15 protein-coding genes are annotated in these 17,162 nt (G+C 43.4%); 4 read left to right on the top strand and 11 right to left on the bottom strand.

Going from position 1 to position 17,162, the window contains the following annotated elements; all coding sequences use genetic code 11:
• Positions 1–29 precede the first annotated feature (29 nt).
• The 7 genes from ELZ11_RS04030 to ELZ11_RS04000 all read right to left on the bottom strand — a co-directional run bounded on the left by ELZ11_RS04030 (position 30) and on the right by ELZ11_RS04000 (position 7,248).
• A complete protein-coding gene (locus tag ELZ11_RS04030) occupies positions 30–617 on the bottom strand; it encodes an HD domain-containing protein (protein ID WP_137356075.1) in 588 nt (195 codons plus the stop codon).
• The gene (gene rimJ, locus ELZ11_RS04025) at positions 617–1,204 is read right to left on the bottom strand and encodes a ribosomal protein S5-alanine N-acetyltransferase (protein ID WP_137356074.1); all 588 of its coding nucleotides are present in this window, start codon (positions 1,202–1,204) and stop codon (positions 617–619) included. The genes ELZ11_RS04030 and rimJ overlap by 1 nt, the downstream gene beginning before the upstream one ends.
• Positions 1,204–2,748, bottom strand: a complete 1,545-nt coding sequence (tyrR, locus tag ELZ11_RS04020; protein ID WP_137356073.1) for a transcriptional regulator TyrR — start codon at positions 2,746–2,748, stop codon at positions 1,204–1,206. The genes rimJ and tyrR overlap by 1 nt, the downstream gene beginning before the upstream one ends.
• A 91-nt stretch (positions 2,749–2,839) precedes the next feature.
• Positions 2,840–3,901 carry a YcjF family protein gene (locus ELZ11_RS04015; protein ID WP_137356072.1) on the bottom strand — a complete coding sequence of 354 codons (1,062 nt, stop codon included), beginning with the start codon at positions 3,899–3,901 and terminating at the stop codon, positions 2,840–2,842.
• Positions 3,898–5,271, bottom strand: coding sequence for a YcjX family GTP-binding protein (locus ELZ11_RS04010; RefSeq protein ID WP_137356071.1), 1,374 nt, complete (start codon positions 5,269–5,271; stop codon positions 3,898–3,900). Before ELZ11_RS04010 ends, ELZ11_RS04015 begins: the two co-directional genes overlap by 4 nt.
• Before the next feature lie 121 nt (positions 5,272–5,392).
• Positions 5,393–5,578, bottom strand: a complete 186-nt coding sequence (locus ELZ11_RS04005; RefSeq protein ID WP_137356070.1) for a hypothetical protein — start codon at positions 5,576–5,578, stop codon at positions 5,393–5,395.
• A 155-nt stretch (positions 5,579–5,733) separates the two neighbouring features.
• Positions 5,734–7,248 (bottom strand): fumarate hydratase, encoded by a 1,515-nt coding sequence (locus tag ELZ11_RS04000; RefSeq protein ID WP_137356069.1) that lies wholly within the window; start codon positions 7,246–7,248, stop codon positions 5,734–5,736.
• A 215-nt stretch (positions 7,249–7,463) separates the two neighbouring features.
• On the opposite strand from ELZ11_RS04000, the gene pabB reads away from it, so the two are divergent.
• Positions 7,464–8,834: an aminodeoxychorismate synthase component I gene (gene pabB / locus ELZ11_RS03995; protein ID WP_137356256.1), complete on the top strand. Its 1,371-nt coding sequence runs from the start codon at positions 7,464–7,466 to the stop codon at positions 8,832–8,834.
• A 31-nt stretch (positions 8,835–8,865) separates the two neighbouring features.
• Here pabB and ELZ11_RS03990 read toward each other — a convergent pair whose 3' ends face one another.
• Both ELZ11_RS03990 and ELZ11_RS03985 read right to left on the bottom strand, forming a co-directional pair.
• The gene (locus ELZ11_RS03990) at positions 8,866–10,563 is read right to left on the bottom strand and encodes an ATP-binding protein (protein WP_137356068.1); all 1,698 of its coding nucleotides are present in this window, start codon (positions 10,561–10,563) and stop codon (positions 8,866–8,868) included.
• Between the two features lie 5 nt (positions 10,564–10,568).
• Positions 10,569–11,108: a heme NO-binding domain-containing protein gene (locus ELZ11_RS03985; RefSeq protein WP_137356067.1), complete on the bottom strand. Its 540-nt coding sequence runs from the start codon at positions 11,106–11,108 to the stop codon at positions 10,569–10,571.
• 167 nt (positions 11,109–11,275) lie between these two features.
• On the opposite strand from ELZ11_RS03985, the gene ELZ11_RS03980 reads away from it, so the two are divergent.
• The 3 genes from ELZ11_RS03980 (at position 11,276) to ELZ11_RS03970 (ending at position 14,919) form a co-directional block, all read left to right on the top strand.
• Positions 11,276–11,875 (top strand): CoA pyrophosphatase, encoded by a 600-nt coding sequence (locus ELZ11_RS03980; protein ID WP_137356066.1) that lies wholly within the window; start codon positions 11,276–11,278, stop codon positions 11,873–11,875.
• A gap of 309 nt (positions 11,876–12,184) precedes the next feature.
• On the top strand, positions 12,185–13,438 hold the full coding sequence (locus tag ELZ11_RS03975; RefSeq protein WP_137356065.1) for an aromatic amino acid transport family protein: 1,254 nt from the start codon (positions 12,185–12,187) through the stop codon (positions 13,436–13,438).
• Between the two features lie 119 nt (positions 13,439–13,557).
• A complete protein-coding gene (locus ELZ11_RS03970; RefSeq protein ID WP_137356064.1) occupies positions 13,558–14,919 on the top strand; it encodes an L-serine ammonia-lyase in 1,362 nt (453 codons plus the stop codon).
• 61 nt (positions 14,920–14,980) lie between these two features.
• Here the strand turns inward: ELZ11_RS03970 and ELZ11_RS03965 are convergent, their stop codons facing one another.
• The gene (locus tag ELZ11_RS03965; RefSeq protein WP_167494617.1) at positions 14,981–16,135 is read right to left on the bottom strand and encodes an amino acid permease; all 1,155 of its coding nucleotides are present in this window, start codon (positions 16,133–16,135) and stop codon (positions 14,981–14,983) included.
• A 546-nt stretch (positions 16,136–16,681) separates the two neighbouring features.
• The gene (gene queD / locus ELZ11_RS03960; RefSeq protein WP_137356063.1) at positions 16,682–17,044 is read right to left on the bottom strand and encodes a 6-carboxytetrahydropterin synthase QueD; all 363 of its coding nucleotides are present in this window, start codon (positions 17,042–17,044) and stop codon (positions 16,682–16,684) included.
• Positions 17,045–17,162: the final 118 nt, after the last annotated feature.

The following is a 17,162-nucleotide window of genomic DNA, read 5'->3' as shown; positions in this document are numbered from 1 at the left end:
TTTGTTTTAATTTTAGCTTTTTATACAAGTTAAGGCTTAAGCCAACCATTGTTGACAGCATCTTCAATCACTTGTTGAGCTTTATCCCACAGTACGGTGGAACCCTTCTCTATTTTTTTGTTGATCGTTAATGCTTGTTCGCGTGAAACACCATGTTCAACCCAGCTTTGGCCTTGATTATGATGATTCAATAACATCGGAATAATACGATCCAATGCTTTAGCAAACTTAGCATCTGAAGATTCAGCTTGTTCAAATTCAAGCCATATCTCCAATAAATCCTTCGCTTGATCATCTGGAAGCATGCCAAACAACCTATAAGCAGCAGCTAACTCTTTTTCTTCTTGTTCAGGTGCGGCAGCGGTATCGTAAACAAATAGGTCTCCGGCGTCGATTTCTACAATATCATGCAGTAAAAGCATCTTAACAACACGTGCAATATCGACAGGTTTGTTGGCATGCTCTTCCATCAATATCGCCATTAACGCAACATGCCAGCTATGTTCTGCGCTGTTTTCTAAGCGCTTATCGGCACTTTTAACTCGTGTACGACGCAGTACTGATTTTAATTGGTCTAGCTCAATAATTAACGCTAATTGCTTTTGCAGCCTATCCATTAACCTACCCTTTTGTCTTCCCAGTTCGGATTTATCAACGAAGTCAGAATATGGTCTTCCCACTTACCGTTGATTTGGATGTAATCTTTTGCGTAACCTTCACGCTCGAAGCCAACATGTTGCAACACCGCTTCACTGCGTTTATTTCGCGGCATGTAGCCCGCCATTAAACGATGCATATTCTGGTGATCAAACATGTATTGCACCGCCATAGATAAGCCACGGCGCATATAACCATGCCCCTGAGCAGACTCAGCTAAAGAGTAACCAAGATTACAAGCATAGAAAGGGAAACGGGACAAATTACTAAAAGAGATAGTGCCCAACATTTTTTCTGTTTCAGCGTCAATCAACAAACAGTAATAACCAAGCCCCATTTTATGCAGCTCGTTAAGTTTGATTAGCCTTTGAGCCCACCCAATCGAGCTGAAAAATACATCTTCTCTCGCAGGTTCCCACGGTTTGAGAAAAGCACGATTGGCGGTGAAGTATTCGCTGATCATATCAGCGTCTTTTGGCTCAGCAGTACGCAGTAATAAGTTACCATCACGCATATAGGCTTTTTCAGAGGTGCTTAAGTCTTCCATTAATTTTTACGAATTCCATAATCACGCAGTTTGTTCGCGATTGAAGTATGCGAAACGTTCAAACGCTTGGCTAACTTACGGCTCGATGGGAAAGATTGATACAACTTCTCTAAGATTTGAGATTCGTAATCTTTCATTATTTCGTCAAGAGAGCCGTCGATATTCAGATTCGCCATTCCGGTGGTCACTGTTTCTAGCTGAGGTAAATGGAAATGATCAATCGTGAGTAGATCCCCATCCAGTTCAGTTAGTGCACGCAACACCATGTTATCTAGCTGGCGGATATTGCCTGGCCACTGATAGTTACCAAGCTGCTCAATCAGCTCTTCATCCAATTGAGGCTTTAGCATTCCGAGTTGTTGAGCGTATTTCGCAACGAACAGATCCAGCAGCGGCCCAACATCATTAGAACGTTCACGTAATGCAGGGATCGACAAGGTCAGTACATTCAATCGATAGAAAAGGTCTTCACGGAAGTCGCCAGATTCAGCGAGTTCAGCCAGCTTATGGCGAGTCGAAGCAATGATTCGAACATCCACATGCATCTCGTCTTCAGCGCCCACACGACGGAACGTACCATCCTGAAGGAAGCGCAATAATTTGATTTGCAGGTGTGAGCTCATTTCACCAATTTCATCTAAGAAAACGGTACCGCCGTTCGCTTGCTCAAAAATCCCTTTGTGACCTTGTTCGTGATTGAACGAACCCGGTGCATGACCAAACAACTCTGTTTCAGCAACGTCATCAGGCATAGAAGCGCAGCTCAAAACAAGGAATGGATAAGAAGAACGATTAGAACGGTTATGGCACGCTTTCGCTAGCATCTCTTTCCCGGTTCCGGTATCCCCTTCAATCAACAAAGGTTGATCTAACATTGCGAGCTTTTTCGCTTGGCTAATAAGGGCCTTGTGTCGGTTGGAAATACCTACAAAATGCTCAAAACCTAAGTTGTTTTGTTCCGGTAGTACATCTTGTGCCAGTGATGCTTGCTGGCTAGAACGGATAGTCATCACTGCACTGGCAAGTACAGCTTCGTTCGAGTCACCACCTAAATAAACCGGAAGGATTTCAATTGAGTAATCGAGACCATCTAAAACCATTGATTCACGGTGTCTTGTGACATCGCCTTCAATCCAGCGTAAGAAGTTAAAAGTTGGCATTAATGCAGATACTGGCTCACCAATAATATCGTCTTTACCTTTACCAAACAGGTTAAGAGCGGCGTGGTTAGCCATATCGACGGAACCTTTGAGGTCAATCGCGAGTACGGGATCGGGAAGGTTTGCAAGCAGAGCGATGAGCTCAGTGTTATGCCTTTCGCTCGGCATAAACTGAATTTTTCGTACGTCTTTCACCCCGGCAATTCGACGAATTTCAGCCATTAATTCACTGAAAGTATCGAAATCAATGTCTGGGCAGTTAAGATAGATAATACCGGTGACATCAATTTCAATACCTCGTAAATCGATACTCTTAGAAGCTAAGATATCGAGCAGTTCACGAGTTAAACCGAGTCGGTCTTCACAAAATACTTCAAGACGCACTAATTGTTCCTACTATAAGGTGTCAGGAAAAGTTGACACTAGTTTGTAGTATAGCAATACGAGCCGTCAAGCTCTGTCGTGTGCCTTAGTTCTATTTCAGAGTAATTTGCGCCAACTTACCAACGATCTGCTTACGAATTGAACTAAGTCGAACTTTTCTCTCTTGCTTCCAAGGGATTGGGCGTAACAACGACATTGCTTTAATACCTAACCTCGCGGTTAGAATACCAACACCTAAGCCTTGACCTGCACGAGCTGAAACCTTACCAGCTAAATCCATGGACATCAGATCCATACTTGCATCGACAACCAATTCACTAGCACCAGCTGCGGCCATATTAATGAGCACCAACTTAAATAATTTTAGTCTTGACCAATACCCTAGTTCAACGCCGTAAATATCGGCTAACTTATCGATCATTTTAAAATTGCGCCACGCCACCAACAACATATCAGCAGCCGCTAAAGGGCTAACGGCCACCAGCGCCGCAGATTCTGTCGAATACTGCGAAACCACTTTGGTTGCTTTCGAGTCTTGTTCCGCAACGACAAGTGCATCGTACATATCTAACACTTCGGCATCGCTGTGAGCCGGGTTAACGCTATTCAACCATTTATCAAAGGCCGGGCTTTCTTCCTTTACGCCGCTTTGTTTGGCAATGGACACACAAAATGCTTTGCCCTTTCCTACGCTATCATTTTGTATCAACTGCTCACTTTGCTCTTGAACGCTAAAATGATTTCTAAGTGAACGCAGCTTCCATAATTCTTTACCGATCGCTCCTAAGCCCAAAGATGCTATTGTTGCCATAAAGCCAGCCCACCCAAGCGCCAACCAATCCGCCGTTTGAACCGCGGTGACCACAGTATCAATCGCTTGCCAAGCAACCAGACCAGAGAAACTCACCACAAGTCCCGTCACTAGCCAGCGGCTACCTTTTCTAGGCCGAATAACTTGTTCAAGTTGCTGCTCAGTTTCTGTATCGGCAGGCTCTTCAATCGCAATTGGAGTGAAGGTTTCTTGCTCAGAAAACTGCATCTGCGCCGTTAACTCAGGCTCTACTGAAGCTTGAGTAGAATGATGCTCAGGGTCTAATGGTTGGTCGAACACCTGCTTATTCTTAAGATCGGGGCTATTTTGTAATTTACTCATTTCAATTTGTCTCCGATTAAATACTCAAGTGCTTTATCTAAACGTATGTGCTGACAAGGCTGATCGCTTTCTGATTCAAGTGGACGAAACGCCGTAAAGTCAAAACCATTCTCTTGCCAGTATTCTTGCTTCGGCACTTTCTTCGGCACTTCTCCTGGAAACATAGTTTGCGGATCGCCTTGTAAAGTAGTGCCTTGCAACGCAGGAATGCTGGTGTCGCCGGATGAAATAAAACCTGACGTGGTGGCTTGGATTGATGCTATTGTCATACAACTCATATCGATATGTTCAAATGCCGCATGCTGCCAAGCAGGATGAACCATTTGTTGGAGTAATGAAGCTAAGTTTGGATGCTGATCCGGCGTGATATGATCCGCTTTCGTTGCTGCAAATAAAATCTTATCTATTTTCGGGGCAAATAAGCGTCTCAATACATTGCTACGACCATATTTGAAGCTTTTCATCAGTTGCTCAAGCGCACCACGCATATCGTAGAAGGATTCATGGCCCGCATTTAACGGCTGCAGACAATCAACTAACACAATTTGCCTATCGAACGTTGAGAAGTGGTTCTTATAGAAAGCTTTCACCACTTTCTGCTGATACTCCTCATAGCGTTTTTTCAGCATTGAATAGTTGGACGACTTTTCTGATTTCTCTTGTTTTGAATGACAAGGAAAAAATTGCAACACCGGTGCACCAGCTAGCTCTCCAGGCAAAACAAATCGCCCAGGCTGAACCCAATGCAGTCCTTCCTCTTTACACGAATGCAGGTAATCGGTGTAAATCTCTGCTATTTCCGCAAGCTTCTTCTCATCTAGCTCCGCTTCAGAATCGAATGACTCCATTTGCGTAAGCCAATTATTTGCTAACGACTTTCGGTGGCCTTTAATGGCTTCGAACTGAGTTTGACTCCAAGAATCAAAGTCCATATCAAGAAGAGGCAGGTCCAATAACCACTCTCCTGGATAATCAATAATATCGAGATTCAAAGTGCTGTTTTTCGACAGCAGTTTTTTTGCGCCCTTACTTGGCTTATATTTCAAAGCTAAGCGTATCTCACTAACATCTCTTGTCGGAACAGGCCATGATGGAGGCGATGCTAATAATGAGTCCATCGCTTCGTCATAAGAAAAACGCGGCACCATCATATTGGTTTGCGGCACTCGCTTAGCACCGATTAACCGCCCTTCTCTCGCTGATGCCAGCAAAGGTAAATTACTGTGTGTAGAAGTGTGCAATAACTGATTCACCAACGACGTAATAAACGCTGTTTTGCCAGCACGAGACAGCCCCGTAACGGCGATTCTGATATGAGAATCCATCCCTCGGTTGATAAAGTCATTCACTTCTTGAGTAATTTTTTTCATTCACTAAACCTCTACGACATGTACAGCCAGATTATGCAATTTTCATTATTAATGCTAGATGAACAAAAAACCCCTGAATACATAAGTAATCAGGGGTTTAGATATTTGGTCTGCTTCGCGGTTAATCGTCTTCAATCAATTTATAAATAACAAATAGCAAGATTTCAGAAAATACCCAAAGAACACAAGTAATGGTTACATACTTCTCGTCGAAGATACTGATTCCATGAAGGATCAAATCGTAACCAATGAAACCGCCAATCACGACTGCGAGAATGATTTGCAGAATTTGAATGAAACGAGGCATCGCGCTCTCCAGAGTTATTGTAAGACTGACATTCACTATATCATTGATAAATAGACATAAGGGTAGCAATTGCTACCCTTATCTTAGATTTCATGCCACATTTGTGACATTTAGCGTGCTATCAGAATGGATACTGATAGTTAAGCGCCTTTGAATTACTTTTCCGCTTCAGCGATTTTTACTTTCCAAGTATCAGGACCAATTTGGTGTGCGTTTGCACCGGTAGAATCAACCGCCACTGTTACTGGCATATCTTCTACTTCAAATTCGTAAATCGCTTCCATACCTAGGTCTTCAAATGCAACAACGCGAGCTTTCTTGATTGCTTTCGCTACTAGGTAAGCTGCGCCACCTACCGCCATCAAGTAAACCGCTTTGTGCTCTTTGATAGATTCAACGGTTGCAGGGCCACGCTCTGCTTTACCGATCATGCCCATGATGCCAGTTTCGTTTAGCATCATGTCTGTGAACTTATCCATACGTGTTGACGTAGTTGGGCCAGCAGGACCTACCGCTTCATCGCCCACTGCATCCACAGGACCTACGTAGTAGATAAACTTGCCTTTAAAGTCGACACCTTCTGGTAGGCCTTCGCCGCTCTCAAGCATACCTTGAATACGCTTATGCGCAGCATCACGACCTGTCAGAATCTTACCTGATAGAAGAACGGTTTCGCCTGTCTTCCACTCTTGTACGTCTTCTTTAGTCACTTCATCAAGGTTCACACGACGTGTATTAGCGCCTGCTTCCCATGTGATATCTGGCCACTCTTCTAGCTTAGGTGGTGTTAGCTCTGCTGGGCCGCTGCCATCTAGTGTGAAGTGTACGTGACGTGTTGCCGCACAGTTAGGAATTAAGCAAACTGGCTTAGACGCTGCGTGTGTTGGTGCAGTTTTGATCTTCACATCAACAACGGTAGTTAGACCGCCAAGACCTTGTGCACCAATACCCAGTTTGTTTACGCGGTTGAAGATGTCTAAACGAAGCTCTTCTTCTGCGTTCTTAGGGCCTTTCTCGATAAGCTCTTGGATATCGATGTGTTCCATTAGAGACTCTTTCGCAAGTACCGCAGCTTTCTCTGCCGTACCGCCGATACCTATACCTAGCATGCCCGGTGGACACCAGCCAGCCCCCATGGTTGGTAGCGTCTTCTCTACCCATTCTGCAATATCATCAGAAGGGTTTAGCATAACCATCTTGGTTTTGTTCTCAGAACCGCCGCCTTTCGCCGCGATTTGAATTTCAACTTCGTTGCCCGGAACCATATTAATGTGAACAACCGCTGGTGTGTTGTCTTTAGTATTAATACGCTTGCCTGCAGGGTCCATTAATACCGATGCACGCAATGGGTTATCAGGGTTGTTGTATGCTTGACGAACACCTTCATCAACCATTTGCTGTACTGTCAGATCAGTTTCCCATTTCACATCCATACCGATGTTCACGAAACAAGTCACAATCCCAGTATCTTGACAGATAGGACGGTGCCCTTCTGCAGACATACGCGAGTTAATTAGGATTTGAGCAATCGCATCTTTAGCGGCTTGGCTCTCTTCTTTCTCGTACGCTTTTTCTAGGGCTTGGACAAAGTCTAAAGGGTGGTAATAAGAAATGTACTGAAGTGCGTCAGCGACACTGCTGATCACATCTTGCTTACGAATAACCGTCATTGTATGCCTCTTTTTATAGTTCTGCTTCCATTGTCAGCTCACTTTCATTACCGCTTATATTGAGCTTTTTTTGACCATGACCGCAGGTAATCACTTACCTACAAGCATAGCGTTTGCGGCAGAAATCAAGAACTCACATTATTTGCAAATTATGATACTCTTGCTTTCTCACACAAGCCATTCAGTGATCGAACTCTTTGTCACAATTTAAACAAATGAATAACAACGAATTACACCCAATCCAATCAAAGTCGCTTGAATATCAACCAAACCTAGCTAAACAGCTATTTTCACGCATCGAAAGTGAGCCGTGGGCTATGCTATTACGCTCTGCGTCCGAAAGCCATGTCGACAGTCGGTTTGATATTTTGGTTGCTCAGCCAATCGCCACATTGGAAACTTTTGGCGCTCATACTCGTGTAAATGTTAATGGCGTTACTAAAGAGTTAGAACAAGATCCGTTTGAGCTATTGAATGAGTATCAGCAGAAGCTACTTCCCAAACAAAGCGTCTTTTCTGAACTGCCATTTATTGGTGGGGCATTAGGCTATTTTAGCTATGACCTAGGCAGACAAGTTGAAACGTTACCTGAGCTCGCTGAACATGACATTGAATCGCCAGATATGGCTGTTGGATTATACGAATGGGCTTTGATTATCGACCATAAACTAAAGTCAGCCTATGTTGTTGGTGTAAATATTGAACAGCACTGGCAATGGCTAAATGATCGTAACTCGATTGCGTCTGAATCATTCGCCCTCACAAGCGCGTGGACATCAAATATGTCCCAATCGCAATACGCGGCTAAATTCAACAAAGTACAAGATTACTTGCTGTCTGGCGATTGCTATCAGATCAATTTGGCGCAACGTTTCAAAGCCGATTACCAAGGCAGTGAATGGCAGGCCTATGAAAAGTTAGAAGAGTACAATTCAGCGCCGTTTTCAGCTTTCATCCGAATGGAGAACTCAGCTATTTTGAGTGTTTCTCCAGAACGCTTTCTCGAGCTTAACGACACGGTAATTGAAACCAAGCCAATTAAAGGGACTCGACCTCGCTCAGAAGACGCAGTGACAGACAAAGCGAACGCACAAGACCTTGCGACTGCAGAAAAAGATCAAGCTGAAAACCTAATGATCGTCGATTTGCTTCGCAACGATATAGGTCGTGTCGCTAAACCCGGAACGGTAAACGTACCTAAATTGTTCGATATTGAAAGCTTCCCCGCTGTGCACCATTTGGTTAGTACTATCCGCGCGGAGTTAGATAGCCAATACAATGCTAATGACTTACTGAGAGCTTGTTTTCCGGGCGGGTCGATTACTGGCGCTCCTAAGATTCGTGCTATGCAGATCATTGAGGAATTGGAGCCACATCGCCGTTCGGCGTATTGCGGGAGTATCGGCTACATTAGCCGAAATGGTCGTATGGATACGAGTATCACGATCCGTACTTTGGTCGCTGAAAACCAACATATCTATGCTTGGGCGGGTGGCGGCGTAGTGGCAGACAGTGAATGTGATGCCGAATATCAAGAGACCCTCGATAAATTGAGCCGCATTCTGCCGGTATTAGAAAACGCTTAAGCGAGTTGATTGAAAATGGGGATGACGTAAATCATCCCCATTTTTTTAGCATTTCACGTAGATCTTCAGCCGTGTAAGGTTTACTCAAAATATCGTCCATTCCGGCTTCGATACAACGTTCACGCTCTTCGATGGTCGTCCCTGCGGTTAACGCAATAATCGGCCGAGTGTAGCCTTCTTCTCTGAGCTGTTTCGTCGCTTCAAAGCCATCCATGATCGGCATCCGACAATCCATAAATACAATGTCGTAATAATGACCATTTGCCTGTTCTACGCCTTCGACACCGTTTTCAGCAACGCCCGGAGTAATATCCATTTTCCCAAGCATTTGCTGAATGATGATCTGATTCATTTTAATATCATCAACCACCAGCACTTGAATCAGTGATAGCCCGACTTCCGACATGGAATCATTTTCGATGTGGCTATGAACTCGTGCCTCACTGATTTCTTTCAGTGGTATATCAACTAAAAACGTGGTGCCCTTACCTAGCTGACTTTTTACTGAAATCGTGCCGTTCATTAAGCCCACGAGCTGCTTACAAATCGCGAGGCCAAGCCCCGTTCCTTCATAATTTCGACTGCTAGAACGGTCGGCCTGAATAAATGGCTTAAACAACTTGTCTTGTGAACCCTCTGAAATACCGATCCCAGTGTCTTCCACCGCGCAATGCAGCATGCCAAATTGCCATCGAATTGTGACTTTTACTTGGCCATATTCGGTGAACTTAATCGCGTTACCAATCAGATTCACGAATATTTGAGTCACCCTTTCAATATCACCAAAGAAGTAGTTAGGGACATCCGAGTCCACCTCGATTGCAAAGTTTATCTGCTTCTCTGATGCCTGATTAACAAATATTCCATTCAAGGTATTGCGTAAGTTCGCCAGCGGGAACTTATTCTCAATCAGCTCCAACATGCCGGCATTCATTTTACTGTAATCAAGTAAGTCATTAATGATGACTCTCAGCAACTCCCCTGATTGAGTAAGGTTGCCTACCATATGCTGCTGTTCATCGGTCAGATATGTGTCATTAAGCAGCTCAGCACTACCAAGTAAACCATTGAGTGGAGTTCGTAATTCATGGTTGATCATCGCGACGAAATCCCGAGTCGAGCGCTCAGAGGCCTCTGCACGTCTGCGTGATTCGATATTTCTATTACTGGTTAGCTGGTGGGTGATCACCCCGCAGATCAAATCGGTGACCAATAATAGCTGGCTCTCAACCAGTTCCTTATCAGCGCTTGGCAAGTTTACTCTCAGCAACAGTGAGCCAATAACGACTTGTTCGATTTCGAGAGGCATGGTGAGCAAGTTGTCCTGCCATACTGGCGCTGTGGTATCTAACACCACGCCGTCTAAATCTAGATCACCAAAATCAGATTTACTCAATTCAGGCAGAAAGCCCTTAGGCAATATCAAACGACTCAGCTCGATAAAATCACTGGTTTTAATGCGTTGCGTCACTTCAGATAACATTACGTCATCCAAGTCGCCACGCAAGCACGAACGCCCAAACTCAATCAGCAAGCTGTCTATTTGTTCCTGAAACTCAATTTTCTTGAGATTCTCTTTCGAGGTTTTTTCTAGTTGCTTAAGTGCCAATTCAAGGTGCTGATTGGCTTCGAATAGCTCCAAGCTTTTCTGTTCAAGCAAGCGCTCTGCTTCTTTTCTAGCTGCAATCTCTCGGCTTATCTTTCGCTCTAATGCCGTTACTAAAGACATAACACTTACACTAATTTAAGGTTGAATCGGACAACGCTTTCATCCGAATTCTGTGGATTCATGGCTATTTCTAGGGATTCATCGAAATAGTTGGCACACCCTTCTAGCAGCCCAAGGCAAACATGCGACATACACCGAGCGCTTTTATAATCAAATTCTAGGCTAGCTTCGTCTTGAGCAATAAAGTCAAAGGCGGGAGGCTCAGCGTCTGGGTAGAGCTTTTTGACTTCTACGTGGATGTATTCTTCTACGTGACGGACAAACTGAAAGGTAGTGTTGCTGTCTTTGATGCTCGCGTGATCCGGCAAAGTAGAGAGTAAGTTCTTAAACACGGATTCCCCAAACACTCTTTGCAAAGTGGCAGGCTCTATTTCTGTCTTTTTACTCAAATTGATAATCATTTTGACTAGATTACGATGATCGTAACTGCCGACAGAGGTATAAACCCCTTCATCTTCTGACATTTCAAGCACATCATTGAGCACTTCTAATCCAAACTTATTTTCAACCAACTCTAGAAACTCGGTAAATATGATTCCTTTCATCTCACGCTCTCCTAAGAACATTGCCATTTAAGAATGAGCTAACTCTTCTCTATTTTCAAATACTTGGTGCCCAAACTTAAATTCTGACCTACACTTATTTTTATTGACGTTAAGTATTTTATTAGTAGTCGCTACACACCACGTTTTAAGTCAATCAAAGTGAGAATATGAATAAACTCGACTTCCTACAAAATTTTCAACTTAAAAACACAATTGCTTATCATCCTGAGTCTATGCAAAGAGTGGCCCACCTTGATAATGCGAGATTAAGAAAAGCCGCGGTGTTGATCGGTTTAGTGGAGCGCGACAACGGTCTGCAAATCATCTTTACGAAACGTGCTGAACACCTCAAACATCACCCTGGCCAAGTCAGCTTTCCCGGTGGAAAATTCGAGCCAAGCGATCAATCTCTGCAAATTACCGCGCTAAGAGAACTTGAAGAAGAAGTGGGGATTGAGCCAAACCAAGTGAAAATTGTTGGCCAACTTCCAGAAATTCACACCATAAGCCACTTTTCGGTCACTCCCGTCGTCGCGATGGTAGACCCAAATTATCAAGTCACTATCGACTTTAATGAAGTTGAATCCGTTTTTGAGGTGCCTGCAGAGCACGTTTTAGACCGTAACAAACTCTTCAGCTACATGTTTCCTCTAAAAAAATTCCGTCATCGTGTGTTTGCTATTCCGTTTAACGAACATCTAATTTGGGGGATGACGGCGCAAATCATCCAATCTCTGCAACAACAATTGATGAAACCGAGCACATAAAAACAACCCTTCGATAACACCTTGTAAACAACTCTCAATTTCTCCATAAAATAGAATAATTAATAGAAATCTGCGCAATCGTTTCCTTCATATGAAACTAATCTTTTTTATGCCTCGCATTACTAAAACTAATCTCAAGCATTATTAGAAATCACCTGTGGCACATCATTTTCGTGATCAAAAATTTGTTTTTGGAATATCATATACACGGCCGTTTCATTACATGATTTAGATCTATTTTCGCCCGAACAAAATCCTGCAAAATAGACCTCGACTTATTTCCTGTTCCCAAAAAATGAGTAATTTAACATGAACACAACAACTTCTTCGGCAAATGCCGAACTATCCGCTTCGAAGTGGAATTATAAAGATTTCACTTGGTGTCTTTCACTTTTCGGTACCGCTGTTGGTGCTGGTGTACTATTCCTTCCAATTAAAGCTGGCGCTGGCGGTTTTTGGCCATTAGTTATCCTAGCCCTAATTGCAGCACCAATGACTTGGTTCGCTCACAAGTCTCTAGCTCGTTTCGTACTGTCTGCTAAAAACCCAGATGCAGATATCACTGACACTGTTGAAGAACACTTCGGTAAGACTGGCGCAAACCTTATTACTTTCGCTTACTTCTTCGCTATCTACCCAATCGTTCTAATCTATGGTGTCGGCATCACAAACACAGTTGACTCTTTCCTAGTTAACCAAATGGGCATGGAATCAATTCCTCGCTGGTTACTGTCTGGTTGCTTAATCGCTGCTATGACTGCGGGTGTAGTGTTTGGTAAAGAGCTAATGCTTAAAGCAACATCAGCGATGGTTTACCCTCTAGTATTCATTCTGCTTGCTCTGTCTTTCTACCTAGTACCTGATTGGAACACTTCTATGATGGAAGTTTCTCCAGAGTGGTCTGCAATGCCTTCAATCGTATGGCTTGCAATCCCAATCATCGTATTCTCTTTCAACCACAGCCCAATCATTTCTCAGTTCTCTAAAGAACAACGTCGTGTGTACGGTGAAGACGCAGTTAAGAAAACTGACAAAATCACTGGCGGCGCGGCAATGATGCTAATGGGTTTTGTAATGTTCTTCGTATTCTCTGTTGTTCTTTCTCTGTCTCCAGAGCAACTAGCAACAGCACAAGAGCAAAACATCTCTGTTCTTTCTTACCTAGCTAACGTTCACGAGTCTCCACTGATTTCTTACATGGGTCCTCTTGTAGCGTTCGCAGCAATCACTTCTAGCTACTTCGGTCACTTCCTAGGTGCACACGAAGGTCTAGTTGGCCTAATCAAGTCTCGCTCTGAAACTCCAGTAAGCAAGATTGAAAAAATGTCTCTAGCGTTCATCGTTGTGACTACTTGGATTGTTGCGGTAGTTAACCCAAGCATCCTAGGTATGATTGAGACAATGGGTGCTCCAATGATTGCAGCTATCCTGTTCCTAATGCCTGTATTCGCAATGAACAAGGTTCCAGCGATGGCTAAGTACAAAACTTCAGCACCTGTACAAATCTTTACAGCTATCTGTGGTCTTGCGGCAATTAGTTCTGTAATCTACGGCGCTCTTTAATCTCAACTCACTTTTTATAAGACAGATAAAGTCTTATAAGCAGAGATTAAGCACAAAATATAATGATAATAAATGAGCCTCCCTCTTAGTTCGGGGGGCTCTCTTTTGAGGTAGTCACTATGATTAGTGTATTTGATATCTATAAAATCGGTGTTGGTCCATCGAGCTCACACACAGTTGGACCAATGAAAGCGGGTAAAGAATTTATTGATGACCTACGTGCAATGGGAAAATTGCGCGACATTACTAAGATCACCGTGGACGTTTATGGATCGCTATCACTGACAGGGAAAGGTCACCACACTGATATCGCTATTATTATGGGTCTTGCAGGCAATACCCCTGAGAAAGTAGATATCGATTCTATTGCGGGTTTCATCGCTCGTGTAGAAGAAACAGAACGCCTTCCAGTTGGTATGCACTGTCATACAGTTTCTTTCCCAAAAGACGGCGGTATGAACTTCCATACTACTAACTTAGAGCTTCACGAAAACGGCATGCAAATCCATGCTTGGATTGGTGAAGAGAAAGCTTACTCTAAGACTTACTACTCTATTGGTGGTGGTTTTATCGTTGACGAAGAGAACTTCGGCAAAGATGAAGAAAACCCAATTAAAGCACCATACGAATTTACAACGGCTGAAGAGTTGGTTAACCAATGTAAAGACAGTGGCTTATCAATTAGCACACTAGTAATGGAAAACCAAAAAGCACTTCACTCGGATGAAGAATCACGAACTTACTTCGCTAACATTTGGAAAACGATGCGCGAATGTATGGATCGCGGCATGAATACTGAAGGTATCCTGCCTGGTCCTCTGCGTGTACCTCGTCGTGCTGCGGCACTACGTCAACAGCTAATGACATCAGAAAAAACCACTAACGATCCTATGACAGTGGTTGACTGGGTAAACATGTTCGCTTTTGCCGTTAATGAAGAAAACGCTGCCGGCGGCCGTGTAGTCACCGCACCAACCAACGGTGCATGTGGCATCATCCCTGCGGTACTGGCTTACTACGACAAGTTCATTCAAACGGTAACAGAGAAAGACTACATCCGTTACTTCGCAGCTTCTGGCGCGATCGGTGGTCTATACAAGCGTAACGCTTCTATCTCTGGTGCGGAAGTTGGCTGTCAGGGTGAAGTAGGCGTAGCATGTTCTATGGCAGCGGCAGGCCTTGCTGAGCTTATGGGTGGTAGCCCAGAGCAAGTATGTATGGCTGCGGAAATCGCGATGGAACACAACCTAGGTCTAACGTGTGACCCAGTTGCTGGCCAAGTACAAGTACCATGTATCGAGCGTAACGGTATCGCGGCAGTGAAAGCGATCAACTCGACTCGCATGGCACTACGTCGTTCTTCTGCTCCTACTGTATCTCTAGATAAGGTTATCGAAACTATGCTAGAAACAGGTAAAGACATGAATGCCAAATACCGTGAAACCTCTCAAGGTGGCCTTGCGATTAAAGTCGTCTGCTAATAGCAGCCGATATTAAAAAGGAACGCTCATGCGTTCCTTTTTTTGATCTGATTTAATTCAATCACATAACCTGTGTCACCAGCAAGAAGCTACCGAAGACGAGTGAGAATACCAACATTACGTCGCCCCCCTCCGCTTGGTAACGCCCAGCTTCAACTTTCATGAATCTCAGTTTGTAGACCATGATCAACGGGATGAACACGGCTAAGAACACTAAGATGATGCCAGCATAACTCAGCACTGCCAAAAACTTATCCGCGGCTAATAATGAGCCCACTAAAGGAAGAATAAAGCTAATCACGTACGTAACTGCTCGGTTTTGGTTGAAGGCGTCACGATTCTGATTAAATAGAGCCATCGCCACCCCAAAGAATGACGTCAGTAATGCTAAACCCGTAAACGCCGTCAGGACGTAGCCGATCCAAGGTGCACGTTCTTCAAAAACCGCCATTAAATCAGAAACGTTGCTAAAGTTACGAATTTGCTCAGGTTCTAAATTACCCACAACCGCAAATAGCCAGAATAAGTAACACACTAATGGGATCAGTGAACCAACGATAACCATATTTCTTAGCTGCTTATCTGTTGCTTCATGATTATAAGAAACCAGAGAAGGGATCACGACCATGAAACCGAAACTCGTAAACAAAATCGCACTGGTTTTAATTAGATCAACATGATCATCATTCGTGACCTGTTGTAAGTTCGTGATGGACATATCTGGAGCCAAGAAAGTCAACGTCAAAAATAGACTCGCAATCATGACAAAAAACAGTAAACGGTTAAGCTTGTCTACTACCCCTGTACCAGCAGCGACCACACCACCAGCAACCAAAGTAAATAGAATTTGGCTATGCTGCTGGCTCAGTTCAATACCGAAATTCGACACCAGCTTACTGAGCAAATCCCCTGCGCCCAGAATATAAGCCATCAGTAGGCAAATCAGTAACGCGTACAGTAAACCGTTGGTAATTAACTGACCGCCCTTACCTAAAATTTTTCGAGAAATGGAGTTTAAGCCTAAGCCACCATCCGATTTGATCGTCGCTTCAAGCAATAGCAATGCGGCGTAAGTAGTACCAAAACAAATTAGCACCATCAGTAATGAGCCGTACAGTAAGCCAAACTGTGCAAGGACCATTGGAATTGCGAGCATTCCAGCACCTAAAGCGGTACCAGAAATAATTAGGGAGCTCCCTATCATCTTAGTATTCATTTTCTTCAACTTAATTTTTTATGGATTAGAAATATGAGAAATCACCGCGTGGCGAAATTCATTAAAGTTCAGTATGAAAAACTCAGATAGGAACGATAACGGGCGTTATCTTGGGTAAAGAACTGACGTAGAGCGTTGAGGTGTAATATAACAAAAGAAAGTAGATCAGGTGTGTTTGAAACAGAAGTTGTTGCGTGTGGCGAACCTTCCGTAGGTTCAATGATTGGGGTTGTGATTTTGAATGTCATGTATGTGTCCAGTTAGTCACATTCCATTTTAATTACGTATAGCAGATCCTTCGGCTAAATTACCTCTCCGTTAGAGGCTCATTCATCTTAACTAACACGCTCATGAATGCAACTCTAACGAAGCTCGAAATGACGAGAAATTAATATGCGCCTTAATTTTTTATATAGGTATACCCTTGCGAGCACATTAAAATTCAAAGGGTGAATACTTAGAGATAAAGCAATCCGCAAACCGAATACTCTAATTCAAATACAAAAAAAGCGCCTTCATATGAGGCGCTTTTTAACAAACTGATGCTTATTGTCCAGTGTAAATACAACCAGCTGTACACGTTTCTTTAATTTCTACTTTACTTAGTAAAGGAAGAGAAGGCTTTAGTTCATTCCAAATCCACTTAGCCAGCACTTCACTTGTTGGGTTCTCAAGACCTTCAATATCATTCAAGTAGTAGTGATCTAAACGATTGTAAATAGGTTTGAATGCGGCTTTGATTTCTGAAAAGTCGATAACCCAACCTGTATGTGGATCCACTTCACCTTCAACATATAAGCGAACAAGAAAAGAGTGTCCATGCAGGCGACCACACTTATGACCTTCAGGCACATGTGGTAAATGGTGCGCGGCTTCAAACATAAACTCTTTGTATAACTCTGTTCTCATCTTGTATCTCAAGCTTAAAAAAATGACACGCAATACTACGTAAAAGTAAGCCCCACTACAAGGTTTATAAATGGCCCTCTCTCTGTGATGTGCACCCAAACAACCAAACTTTAGACGG

Source organism: Vibrio profundi, assembly GCF_005281835.1.
GTDB lineage: Bacteria > Pseudomonadota > Gammaproteobacteria > Enterobacterales > Vibrionaceae > Vibrio > Vibrio profundi.
The sequence above is the reverse complement of the archived record's forward strand: the minus strand, read 5'-3'. Positions and strand labels throughout refer to the sequence as shown.